The sequence below is a fragment of the Acidobacteriota bacterium genome (genome assembly GCA_018001935.1).
GTDB lineage: Bacteria > Acidobacteriota > JAAYUB01 > JAAYUB01 > JAAYUB01 > JAGNHB01.
Genome location: JAGNHB010000014.1, coordinates 45,548 through 57,672, shown reverse-complemented (window position 1 = coordinate 57,672; position 12,125 = coordinate 45,548). Strand labels below are relative to the sequence as shown.

Genomic DNA, 12,125 nt, shown 5'->3' with positions numbered 1-12,125 from the left:
TCACTTTTTCTTGAAGATCTCTTCCAGGTTCCACAATAGGGTGGTGACCGCGGGACCCGAACGAAGGTTCTGAAGGGTCTTCTGGGCGCCGAAGAAGGTCCGGGGGCGCACCAGCGAAACGGCGAACCCTCCCTTGAGTGCCAGGGCTTGGGCATCGCGGGCGGCTGCACAGCGCACATCGTAACCCGGAGACTGATAAAGCCTGTCAAGGGCATCGTTCAGGGCTTTCTGGACGGGGTCCGGCTGGGCGTTCGCCTCGGGGGCGTACGGGCGGCCGTAAGACATGGAGGAGAACACTTCGCGGAGAAAGTAGGGGTGCGCGATGGTGTCCACCGGGAGGAGGACGACGTCATAGTCTGCGGTGGCGAACTTCTGCATCAGCTCCGCGAAGGACAGTTCCATCACGGTGGCGCCGATCCCAAGGGATTTGAAGGTTTTCACAAGTTCCGTCCCGAGGGTCTTGGCCGTGAGGTCCCCCTGGACGACGGCCAGCTTGATGGCGACGGCGTTGCCCTCCGAATCCTCCAGTTTGTAACTCCCCTCCGCGCCGGTCAAGCGGAAGATGGTCTTGTCCGTCAACACCCGCCGGGCCTCGGCCGGGTTGGGTTCGGGCCGGGGGGCAGGATCGTTGTAATCCGCGTAGCAGTCCGGCAGGAACCAGTTCGAGATCTCGACCTTGCCCTTGGCCTCACCGAGAGATTCCGCCCGGTTGAGGGCGATGAAGAAGGCGGTCCGGAACGCCGGCTGCTTCAGCCAGGACGAGTGGATCATGCGCTCCTCGCTGTCGCCGGACTCCTTGACACTCTGGTTGAACCACAGGAGGTACTGCAGGCAGGAGGGGGTCGCTTCCGCCTCGCTGGACGGGAACATGGCGAACTCGCCCACTTTCTTGAGCTGGGCCCACTTGACGGGGTCCATGTTGTCCACGATGTCGATCGATTCGGTCTCGAGGGCGCTTTCCATCTCCGCGGAGTTCGGGGTCACCGTGAACTGCAGCTCCTCGGTGTAGGGGAGCTTGCGCCCGACCACGTCCTGGACCCAGTAGTGGGGGTTACGGCCCAGGACAATTTTCTCGGCTTCGAGCTGCTTCAGCACGAAAGGGCCGAGACCGAGGAAGGTGTCCGGCTTGACCGTCTGCAGGGAGAGCAGGGACTCGGGCGCGTTCTCGGCCTCCCGGATCTGCCGCTCGCAGAGCACGGGAATCCTGGCCAGGACCGGTTCGAAGGCGATCATGCTCTCGGGAGCCTTGCACAGGATGGTGTAGTCGTCGATCTTGCTGAACTCCAGCCGGCCCTTGTAGTAGGAGAGGTAGGCCGTCAGGGAGGAAGAGATCTTGGTGTTCGTGATGTACTTCAGGGTGGCGAGCACGTCTTCCGCCGTGAAAGGCGTTCTCCCGTCGCTGAAGGTGAGGTTGGGGCGAAGGTGGATGGTGAAGGTCTTGCCGTCGGGCTCCCGGTTGAACCGGGTGGCCAGGTGCGGCTCGAAGTCCAGGGTGACGGGGTTGAACCGGTACAGGGTCGCCGTCAACTGGCCCGCCAGGAACCGGGAAACGCGATCCCTCGCCAGGACGGGGTTCAGCGTCAGCGGCGCGGAGGGAATCCCGAGCCGCAACTTGTCGGTAGCGACGCCCGGAGCGCAATCCGAAATCTTGTACTCGGGGACCTTGATCTCCGTCTTCGGTTCCAGCAGCTTCTCGCACGCCGTGAGGCCGAGAGCCATCATGCCCAGGACAACCACTCGAACGATCCGGAATGCCTTTTCCATAAACGCCTCGTTGACCCAAGATCACCCAACTTATAACACACGAAATGTTCTCTCATCAACATTTAATTCCGCTCGATTTCCAGAATCGGCCTTTTGCGTTATAATCCCCTCCCTCGGAGGAAGGAGGACGGCAGTGCAGCATCCCGCCGGTCCGGACATGGGCGCGAACGTCGTCGGGATCAGGGTCGCGGGCCCCATCCCGGCCGGTTACCCGATCCCGCGAGGGATCGCCAGGGGCACCGGGACGGGGTTCCCCCGGGTGAACCCCCGGGGGCTGCGTCTCGGGCTCGTCGCGGACCGGCCCGCCGCGGTGGGGGGCCCGTGAAGTCACCGGAAAGGGGCCTCGCCCCCCTCCCCTTCCCTTCCCCGAGCCCGGCACGGATCCTGGCGGGCTACGCCGTGGCGCTGGGGGTCCTCGTGTGGGTCTTCCACGACATGGACGGCCGGCGGATCCTCGGGGACCTCGCCCGGGTTTCCTGGGGCTGGGCGCTCGTCTCCGCCGGCCTGGACATCTTCGCCTACCGGGTGCACGGCCTTCGCTGGGCTCTCCTCCTGGGCGGCCCCGGGCACGTCCCGGTGAACCTCGCCACCCGGGCGATCTTCGCGGGGCTCTTCGTGAACGAGTTCCTCCCCTTCCGCCCGGGCGAATTCCTGCGGCCGTGGCTGGTGGCGCGCGAGCGCGGCACCCCCTACGCGAGGGTCCTCCCCACCGTGGGCGTGGAGCGGCTTCTCGACGGGTTCTGGCTCTTCCTGCTGGCCGCCGTGACCGCCACGCTCGTCCCCCTTCCCGGCGCCCTGCTCCGCGCCGCCCTCGTCCTGGGGTTGATGATCGTCCCCCTCGGGGCCTCGTTCCTGATCCTCGTGGCCCTGTACAGCCGCCGCCGCCCCGCTCCCCCGCTCCCCGAAAACCACCCGGCCGGGTTCCCGGCGCGCGGCAGGGTCCGGCGCTTCCTGCTCGTCGCCGGCGAAGGCCTGCGCGCCACCGGGTTCTCGCGCAACTTCTGGGGCGCTTTCGCCGTTTCCGCCGGGATCCTCATCGTCAAGACGGCCGCCCTGGCCGCCATGATCCGGGCCTGGGGATTCCCCCTGGGGACCCCCGCGGTCCTGGTGGTCTTCTGTGTCCTCCGGCTGGGCACGGCGATGCCCAACACCCCCGCAAACGTCGGGACCCACCAGTTCCTCGTCACCTCGGCCCTGGTCCTCTTCGGCGTCGACCGTTCCTCCGCGGGGGGTTTCGCCGGGACCGGCTTCCTCGTCGCCACGGTCCCGCTGGCCGTCCTCGGCGCCCTGGCCTTCGCCCGGAGCGGCCTTTTCACCCTTTTCCGCCGTTCCGGCCCGGGTGTGCCGGCCGGGCGTCAGGGTTCCGGGGAGACCATCCGAAGATAGGTGTGGAGTTCCTTCCGAAGGTGAGCGATGCTGGAGGGGCGATCGCTCGGGTCCTTCTCCAGGGACATCAGGATGGGGATGCGCAGTTCCTCCGGGAAACCGGGCGGGAAGGGCCTCGGCGCCTGGTAGAGGATCGCGTGCATCACGCTGATGTAGTTGTCCCCGGCGAAGGGTTGCTGCCCCGTGGACATCTCGTAGAGCACCATCCCCAGCGAGAAGATGTCGGTTCGATGGTCGACGGGCTCGCCCTTGAGTTGTTCCGGCGACATGTAGTTCACGGTGCCGAGAATGGCGCCCTGTTCCGTCAGGCCCGTCTCGCCGGACTTGCGGATGGGACCGGTGCCGAGGTCCTTGACCAGGCCGAAATCGAGGATCTTGACCCGCCCCTGGAAGGTCACCATGATGTTGGCGGGCTTGATGTCCCGGTGGACCAGCTTGAGGGCGTGGGCGGCGTCGAGGGCGTCGGCCACCTGGATGCCGATGCGGGCGGTGTCCACGGCGGAGAAGACGCGTTCCCGGATCATCTCCTTGAGGGTCCGTCCCTGGACGAACTCCATGACGATGAACTCGATGCCTTCCTGGTGCCCGACCTGGAAGATGGTGCAGATGTTGGGGTGGTTGAGGGCGGAGGCGGCCTGCGCCTCCCGGATGAAGCGCTTTCGCAGCACCGAGTCCGCGCCCACCTGGAGGGTCAGGACCTTGATGGCGACGGTTCGCTTGAGCTGGGTGTCCTCGGCCTTGAACACCGTGCCCATCCCCCCTTCGCCCAGCTTTCCGAGGATCTCGAAGTTCCCCAGCCGCTGAAGGCTCCCCGTGTCGGTGACGCTGAGGAACACCCGGGTGTTGTCGTCCTCGGTGCGGTTGATGTGAACGGTGTCCTCCAGGACGACCGTGTGTTCCATCTCCTTCTCCTCGGTGAAGGCGGCGAAGGAGGTGGAGAAGAGCGTCATCTTTCCCCCCTCGGTACGCACGTACCCCTCCCGTTCAAGTTTCTTCAGAAGGTACATGGCGTTGGGAGGGATCTTCTCGCCCCGGCGGACGGTGGCCAGGACCTTGCGCTCGTCGTTGGAGAACTGTTCCCACAGGTAGTTGTAGTGGGGGTTCACTTCCTCCCGGAATGCGTCGGCGAAGAGGGCCTCGTTCATGCAGCCCTCGGTGGTCAGGGTTTCGAACAGCGCGCAGCAGGCGATCTGGAGGAAGAACGGGAAGAGGCCGGCCGTGCGGAGGATCAGCTCGGCGTGGCCCTCGAGGGGGACGCCGGCCTCGGCCGAGGGGAGCGCAATCAGCTGCACGGCCTCCTCCCGGCTGAAGACGCCGAGGTTGATGGTGCTGAAGATGTTGAAGAAGGGCGAGTCCGCCACCCGGGTGGTGTGGCAGAGTTCCTGGAGGTCGCGCCGGGAGCTGGTGATGTACGCCAGGTCGTAATTGTTGGCCATGGAGCGGAAGAAGGAGAAGAAGTCCTCCCCGAAGGCGGGGTTGGAGGTGACGATGTCGAACTCGTCGAAGAGGACGATGAGTTTGCGGCCCTTCTTCTGCAGGGACGCCACGGCGTTGCGGACCCCGTCGAAGTCGGGGGGGATCGTGGCGGAGAAGTCCCCGGCCTCCATGACGAGCAGGATGAACTCCCGGAAAAACTCCTGGAGGGCGATGTTCTTCCGCTCCTGGAAATCCATCTTGACGAAGGCGTAGCGGTTCTCGTCCTCCAGGGACTTCGCCCGGATCTCCGGCGATGCCACGTAGTTGAGGAGCGAGGACTTCCCCATCCTCCGTTCGCCCACCACCGACACCGACTGCGGCCGGGCGGCGCCGATGCGGGAAAAGATCCGCGACACCTCGCGCCGGCGCCCGAAGAAGTGGTGGATGTCCCGGATCGCCGCCCGCTCCAGGTAAGGGTTCTTGACCATGCCCTCCCTCCGCTCCGTGATTGTCGTGGGGCCCGGGCCCCGGGATGCCGCTACCCCTCGCTGAGCACCTGCCACGGCGAGTGGTCCCGCTGGATCCAGGGGCGGAACAGGTCCATCCGGAACTGGAACCCTTCGCCCCCCCGGTTGAGCATCTCCCTCGCGAAAAGACTTTCCAGCGCCTTGTTCGTACCTTCCACGTCCAGCGGTTCGGAGAACTCGATGGATTCGGCGTGGGCCTGGAGGGCCGGGACGTCCACCCAGTCCCCCTCGTCCTTGAGGGCCTCGGCCAGCAGGGAGAGCACCAGCTTTTCCGGGTACTCGAAGCTCTCCCAGAAGTAGAGCATCTGGGGGAGCGGGTTCTCCAGGATCTGGTCCGTCACCGCGGCGAGTTCGGCCACGCCCACCAGGTTGCGTGAAATCTCGTTGAGGTGGTCCACCACGTTCATGCAGACGGCCTGGGTGTAGAACGGCTGCCCCGCCGTCAACCGCCAGATGCGCTCGGGGACGCCTTCCTCGTAAAACACCAGTCCCCTGAGGGGCTCCTGGATGAGCCGGAGCGTGTCCGCGCGGGTGAGGAAGCTGATCTTCCGGCAGAGGCTCTTCCCGATCAGGTGCCGCCAGTAGGGGGTCCGGCGGTCCTCGAGCCGGGTCGAACCGGTGAGCACGTAACTGAAGGAAGGGTATTTCTCCAGGACCCCGCTCAGGTAGTCGATGGTGGCGCGGTGAAGCGCATCGTTCTCGATGAGGGTCTCCAGGATCTCGTACTCGTCGAAGAGCAGCAGGTACTTCCGCTCCCCGCCCAGGCCGGTGAGCGCGTTCAGGATGAACTCCAGGCGAAGCCGCCCTCCCACGTCCCCGGACGGTTGGATGACGATCCCCCGCTTCCGCAGGCTCTCCTCGATCTCCGTGGCCATGCGGCCGTAGAAGTCGATGTCGTCGGAGACGTTCCCGTAGAGCTGCAGGTCGATGAGCACGGGGACGAATTGCTCCCCCAGGCGCCCGTTGAGGACCTGGTAGAGGATCGAGGTCTTGCCGCTCCGCCGCTCCCCGCACAGGACGATGCAGGCGCCGCTGTCCCGCCGTTCCAGGTTTTTCCGGATGAACTGGAAGTCGTCCTCCCGCCCGAAAAACATCGCCTTCTCCCGGACCGGGTTGCCCACGATGTACGGGTTGGTGCGGATCGGCCGGAACTCCGCCATGGACCGCCGGCGCAACTTCTCCCGCACCGTCTTCCGGACGCGGGCCACCGTCCACAGGACCAGGCCGAAGGCCGTCAGCAGGACGGGGATCAGGATCACCAGGAGGGACCGCTGGCGGCTCTGGAAGGCCAGGTCCGAGACGGGAATGAACTTCCCGCCGTGGATGGCGACGATGGCCGCCTTCTTGATGACGTCGCCGTTGGGTTTGAAATTGAAGTCCCCGGTCAGGCCGGGAAAGTTCTCGGTGGCCAGCAGGGCCTCCCTCAGGGTCTCCCCCCCGGGAGGGTCGGCACGCCGGAGCGCGGCGACGAGGATGCGGGCGGCGTCGTAGGCCCGCCCCGCATGGGGCCCGGCCTCCCGCCCGAAGCGGGTGCGGTATTTGAGGAGAAAGTCCTTCAGGTCCCGTTTCTCCTGGGAGGTGTAGAAGGTGTCGGTGGCCACCAGGTCCTCGACGCCCTCCCCGCCGGTGGCCAGGTAGCGCTCGTTCACGTCCGGCGCGAAGAGGCGGACGTCCAACCCCATGGCCTTGACCTGGTGGGCGATCCGGATGTTGTCCGGCGTGATGCCGCAGAGCCCCAGCGCTTCGACGCCTTTCTCGCCCGCCGCTTCCAGCAGGGGGGAAAAATCCGACTGGTCCCGGTGGAAACTCCCCATGTAGGCCAGTTCCCGCTTGAACGCCCGGAGGTTCGAGACGAGGTCGTCCCGCAGCCCCTGACCGAACTCGTCCTTCTCGTAGAGGATGCCGATCCGGCCGATCCCCTGGTCCTCCACCAGGTACTTGGCGATCTGGAACATGCGGCTGCTGTCGGACTCGATGCACCGGAAGACCCACTTGTTTCCGACGGACGTCAGCCGGCTCGCGGTGGAACTGGACGTGAGGATGGGTACTTTCCGCTCGGCGCACTCCGCCATGGCGGCGCGGGTGCACGAACTGTTGATCGCCCCGAGGATGGCCACGCAGCCCTGGTCCAGCAACCGGCGGACCCCTTCTCGGGAGAGGTCCGGAAGGCCGGCGTCGTCCGCCTCGAGCACTTCCAGGGGGCGCCCGTTGACCCCGCCGTCGGCATTGGCCTCCTCGACCGCGAGGACCACGGCGTTGAGCTGCCCCCGCCCGCCGGGCTCGTTGCTGCCCGAGAGGGGGCCCAGGACGCCGATCCGGAGGGGAAGCGGCCGCTCGGGCGCGGGCGCCGCCTCCGGCGAGACGGGTGTCGGCGGGCTCGGGGGAACAGTCGGCAGGACCGGGCCGAAGCCTGCAAGCATCCAGAGCATGAAGGTCGCGAGTCGTGTCTTCATCCGTTCGACCCCGTTCCACATTCCGACGGGTGAAGGCATTATACCACCCCGAAACGCCGGGTTGAGATATTTCATCACCCCGCCCGCTCGTGCCCGCCCCGGGGAACGGGGCGGCCCGACCCGTGGTATAGTGGGGTCACACGGCCAGGGGGCTGTAGAGGATTTGAAGGAGTCCGCCATGAAACGGTTCATCGAAAAGCACGTGATCGTCACGGGAACGACGGCGGGGATTGGCCGGAGCGCTACGGAGCGGCTCGCCCTTGAGGAGATGCGAGCATGAAGCACGAAGACCTGCCGCCGGAATTCTCCCTCGGCTTCGAGCAGGCGGTGGTGGGCGTCGCGCTGATCGAATCCGCGACGGGGCGGTTCGTCCGGGTCAACCAGCGCTACTGCGACCTGGTGGGGTACACGCGGGAGGAACTCGAGGCCACTACCTGGGTGACCATCACCCACCCCGACGACCTCGGGGTGGACCTCGACCTCAAACAGCGCTTCGCAGACGGGCGGATCGAGGAGTTCACCCTCGAGAAACGATACGTCCACAAGCAGGGCCACACGGTCTGGGTGAACCTGACGGTCTCGCCCCTCCGCCGGCCCGGCCTTCGAAAACGGCTCCACCTCTCCATCGCGGAGGACATCACCCGACGCAAGGAAACCGAGAAGACGCTGCGAGAGCGCGAAGCCCTCGTGCGCTCCCTCGGAAGCAACCTGCCCAACGCCATGCTGTACCAGATCATCCGCACCCCGGACGGCGGGCGGCGGTTCTCCTACGTCAGCGAAGCGGTCCGGCGCTTTTTCGGCTGCACCCCCGAGGAGGCGATGGCGGACCCGCTCCGCATCTACGGGAGGGTCCTGGCGGAGGACGCCTCCCGGGTCCACCAGGAGGAGGAGGCCGCCTATCACGCCTTCGTTCCCTTCGCCACGGAGGCCCGCATCCGACTTCTCTCCGGTGAAGTCCGCTGGTTCGGCTTCGCCTCCACCCCTCGGCGGATGGAGGACGGCTCGACCTGCTGGGACGGCATCCAGATCGACATCACCGAGCGAAAGCGGACCGAGGAAGCCCTCCGCGAAAGCGAGCGACAATTCCGCCTCCTGGCCGAGAACTCGGTGGACATGATCACCCGGCACAGCCCGGACGGGTCGTTCCGCTACGTCTCGCCGGCCAGCCGGCGATTGTTCGGCTATGAACCGGAGGACCTGGTGGGCCGCTCAGCCTTCGATATCATCCACCCGGACGACCAGCCCCGCATCGAGCTCTCACGGGTCCGGGCCGTCGAGTCCCCGAAAGCCGACCTCAACGTTTTCCGGTTCCTTCGCAAGGACGGGACCTGCACCTGGGTGGAGGCCGCCAGCCGGTCCATCAGCGACCCGGCCTCGGGGGAGGTAACGGAGATCCAGGTTTCCACCCGCGACATCACCGAGCGCAGGCGGGCGGAGGATGCCCTGCGCGCTCTCTCCAGCCGGCAGGAAGCCATGCTCTCGGCCATCCCGGACATCCTCATGGAAGTGGACACCCACAAGGTGTACACCTGGGCCAACCAGGCCGGCCTGGCCTTTTTCGGCGACGACGTCGTGGGCAGGGAGGCCCGGTTCTATTTCGAGGGGGACCAGGACACCTACCGTCTCGTCCAACCCATCTTCGACGGCCGGGAGGACGTGATCTACCTCGAGAGCTGGCAGCGGCGTCGGGACGGTCGCAAACGGCTGCTCGCGTGGTGGTGCAGGGTCCTCAAGGACGACCGGGGAAACGTGGCCGGTGGGTTGTCCACCGCGCGGGACATCACGGAACAGCGGGCCCTGGAGGAGCAACTCCTCCAGTCCCAGAAGATGGAGTCCATCGGCAGACTGGCGGGCGGCGTGGCCCACGACTTCAACAACAGCCTCCAGCTCATCTCGGGATACGCGGACATGGCCCTGTCTTCGGCCGAGCCGGGGTCAGGCCTGCACGAGAACCTGCAGGTGATCCGCCAGGCGGCCGCCCGGTCCGCGGAACTGACCCGCCAACTGCTGGCCTTCGCCCGGAAGCAGACGGTGAACCCCGTGGTCCTGGACCTGAACGAGACCCTGGCGGGGATGCTCAGGATGCTCCGGCGGCTCATCGGCGAGGGCATTGAACTGGAGTGGAAACCGGGGGCCGCCCTCTGGCCGGTGGAAGTGGACCCCGTCCAGGTCGACCAGGTCCTGGCCAACCTGGCCGTCAACGCCCGGGACGCCGTCGGGGGGGCCGGACGGGTGACCATCGCCACCGCGAACGCCGTCCTGGACCCGGCGTACTGTGAAGCATACCCGGACGCCTCCCCCGGGGAGTACGTCCTCCTGGAGGTGGCCGACAACGGCTGCGGCATGGGCCCCGACGTCCTTTCCCGCCTCTTCGAGCCTTTCTTCACCACCAAGGAGCTGGGCCAGGGGACCGGCCTCGGGCTGGCCACCGTCTACGGCATCGTGCGCCAGAACAACGGGGTGATCAGCGTGCGGAGCGAACCCGGGCGCGGCACCGTCTTCAGCATCCACCTGCCGCGGGTCCGGACTGCCCCGGTCCGGAAGCCGGCCACAGACGTGGAGCGCAAGCCGGCCCGGGGCACGGAAACCGTCCTGCTGGTGGAGGACGACGAGGAGATCCTCGACCTCGCCGAGGCCGCCCTGCGGAAGTACGGGTACGCCGTCCTGGCGGCGCGGTCCCCCCGGGAGGCCCTGGACCTCCTTCACCGTCACGACGGGCCGGCCCACCTGCTCGTCACGGACGTGGTGATGCCGGGAATCAACGGGAAGGCCCTGAGCCGGAAAGTGGCGGCCCTCCGGCCGGGGATCCGCACCCTCTTCATCTCCGGGCATCCTGCCGACACCATCGCCCGGCACGGCGTGCTGGAGCCGGGGGTCCAATTCCTCCAGAAGCCCTTCACCGTCCACGCGCTCGTCAACAAGGTGAGGGAAGTGCTGGACCTGCGAATCCCCCGGGAGTGACCGGCGGCCTATCCTTTTCAGTCTTTCCGAACGAGGCGGAAGCCGCAGTAGTTCTCCCGGCCGAGCGGGGTGATCAAACCCCGACCCGCCGACCGGCAGGAGGTCGCGTCCGAATTCCAGGCGCCACCCCGAACCACGCGGGCCGTTCCCGTGTCGGGACCCCGGTAATCGGTCTGGGCGCCGGCGGGATAATCATTGGCGAACCGGTCCCAGCACCATTCCCAGACGTTGCCATGGACCTCCCGCAGGTTCCATGGATTTGCATTCAAATGGCCGACCGGCTGCGTCTGGTTCGTACTGTTCGCGCACCACCACGCCGACAGGTTGAACGCGGTCAAGGCCGGGGAAGGCGAGCAGGTGCTGCAGGTCGTGGTCCCGTAAAGCGGCTCGGTGACCCAGAAGGCGGTGGTCGTCCCCGCCCGGCAGATGTACTCCCACTCCCCCTCGGTGGGCAACCGAAAACCACCGGCTTCCCAGTTGCAGTACACCGGACCGGTATGGTTGAGTGCCGTGATGGGGTCGGTGAACGCCGCATCCACGTAGTAGCACTGGATCAGCCCTCTCTGAACCGAGAGGAGGTTGGCGAACAGCACGGCCTCGTACCATTGGATCTTCTGAACGGGGCAAGTCATCCCGGGACTGATGGCCGTGTCCGTCATGTCGGCCGGAAGGGTCGGCTGGACCGCTTTCAAGTCCGCCCACATCTGCCGGGTCACCTCCGTTTCCATCACGGCGAGGCGCTTCGTCAGCGTGTGAGGGAATTGGACCTCGACCGAGGCGTTTCGGCAGGCTTCCGACACCGGCGAACCCTGGGTGAACTTCCCCGACGGGACGTAGACCAGGTTCCCCAAGATGGGGTCGGTTTCCTCTAGTTCACCAGGCGTCCTCACGTTGCGGGCGCTGAAAAAGAGGTGACGGTCGCCGGCCACGTTCCCCGTGATATCGAGGGGAGCGGGGATCGGGACGGCGGCATAGATCTGAACGGTGTCCAGCCCGTCATAAGACAGGCCCGGCCAGATTTCGTTGCTGAGCCGGATGTACTGCTGCCCGCCGCTCACCACGACGGTGTTGGTGGCCACCAGGCTACCGTTGAGCCAGGCCTCCAGGGTCACCGCGACCGGCGATGAAAGCGGGTTCATCAGGGCGATGCCGGTGTAAGCCATCCAGGACCGCACCGTGTTGGGCAGGACCCAACTGCGCACCGCTTCTCCCGTCAGGAAGAACTCGCAGACGTCCTCCGTGCTTCCCTGCTGGTAGGAGAGCTTGACTTCCAGGTCGGACGGGGCGCTCAGGTGCGCGGTCCCTTCAAAGGCCAGGTCGGCGGGGGTCACGGCGGTCCAGGACCGGGGGGCGGCGCTCAGGGTGATCGGGGCCCCGCTCGGGCTGCCGTCCGTGCCGTACCGCGCCACTGAAACATCCACGGCTGCGTTTCCCGGGTTGAAGAGGGAAATTCCCGTCTTCCACCCTCCCGCGGCGGTGACGTGGGGGCACCAGGCGTCAAGGGCGGCCGCCACGGACCCGGACAGGCAGAGCAGGATCACCGCGGAAAGCAGGCTGGTTCTCTTCATCTGAAACTCCTTTTTCTTGGCCTTTTCAGTGAGGATATAATACAGCGTCA

Annotated in this window: 7 protein-coding genes; 3 read left to right on the top strand and 4 right to left on the bottom strand. The window is 66.4% G+C overall.

The window, feature by feature from the left end; all coding sequences use genetic code 11:
* Positions 1–1,764 (bottom strand): ABC transporter substrate-binding protein, encoded by a 1,764-nt coding sequence (locus KA419_07895; GenBank protein MBP7865859.1) that lies wholly within the window; start codon positions 1,762–1,764, stop codon positions 1–3.
* A 133-nt stretch (positions 1,765–1,897) separates the two neighbouring features.
* On the opposite strand from KA419_07895, the gene KA419_07890 reads away from it, so the two are divergent.
* Positions 1,898–2,089 (top strand): hypothetical protein, encoded by a 192-nt coding sequence (locus tag KA419_07890; GenBank protein MBP7865858.1) that lies wholly within the window; start codon positions 1,898–1,900, stop codon positions 2,087–2,089.
* On the top strand, positions 2,086–3,150 hold the full coding sequence (locus KA419_07885) for a flippase-like domain-containing protein (GenBank protein MBP7865857.1): 1,065 nt from the start codon (positions 2,086–2,088) through the stop codon (positions 3,148–3,150). The genes KA419_07890 and KA419_07885 overlap by 4 nt, the downstream gene beginning before the upstream one ends.
* Here KA419_07885 and KA419_07880 read toward each other — a convergent pair.
* Both KA419_07880 and KA419_07875 read right to left on the bottom strand, forming a co-directional pair.
* Positions 3,120–5,054 carry a protein kinase gene (locus tag KA419_07880; GenBank protein ID MBP7865856.1) on the bottom strand — a complete coding sequence of 645 codons (1,935 nt, stop codon included), beginning with the start codon at positions 5,052–5,054 and terminating at the stop codon, positions 3,120–3,122. The genes KA419_07885 and KA419_07880 overlap by 31 nt on opposite strands.
* Before the next feature lie 50 nt (positions 5,055–5,104).
* Entirely contained in the window at positions 5,105–7,546 is a 2,442-nt protein-coding gene (locus tag KA419_07875) for an ABC transporter substrate-binding protein (GenBank protein ID MBP7865855.1), read from the bottom strand.
* Positions 7,547–7,822: 276 nt separating this feature from the next.
* Here KA419_07875 and KA419_07870 point away from each other — a divergent pair, with 276 nt between their 5' ends.
* On the top strand, positions 7,823–10,507 hold the full coding sequence (locus KA419_07870) for a PAS domain S-box protein (protein ID MBP7865854.1): 2,685 nt from the start codon (positions 7,823–7,825) through the stop codon (positions 10,505–10,507).
* A gap of 17 nt (positions 10,508–10,524) precedes the next feature.
* Here the strand turns inward: KA419_07870 and KA419_07865 are convergent, their stop codons facing one another.
* Positions 10,525–12,075 (bottom strand): formylglycine-generating enzyme family protein, encoded by a 1,551-nt coding sequence (locus KA419_07865; GenBank protein ID MBP7865853.1) that lies wholly within the window; start codon positions 12,073–12,075, stop codon positions 10,525–10,527.
* Between the last annotated feature and the right edge of the window lie 50 nt (positions 12,076–12,125).

Excerpts from the sequence above, each read along its gene's own strand:
- KA419_07895 (MBP7865859.1), bottom strand. The coding sequence starts at position 1,764 with ATGGAAAAGGCATTCCGGATCGTTCGAGTGGTTGTCCTGGGCATGATG.
- KA419_07880 (MBP7865856.1), bottom strand. The coding sequence starts at position 5,054 with ATGGTCAAGAACCCTTACCTGGAGCGGGCGGCGATCCGGGACATCCAC.
- KA419_07870 (MBP7865854.1), top strand. The coding sequence starts at position 7,823 with ATGAAGCACGAAGACCTGCCGCCGGAATTCTCCCTCGGCTTCGAGCAG.
- KA419_07875 (MBP7865855.1), bottom strand. The coding sequence starts at position 7,546 with ATGAAGACACGACTCGCGACCTTCATGCTCTGGATGCTTGCAGGCTTC.
- KA419_07865 (MBP7865853.1), bottom strand. The coding sequence starts at position 12,075 with ATGAAGAGAACCAGCCTGCTTTCCGCGGTGATCCTGCTCTGCCTGTCC.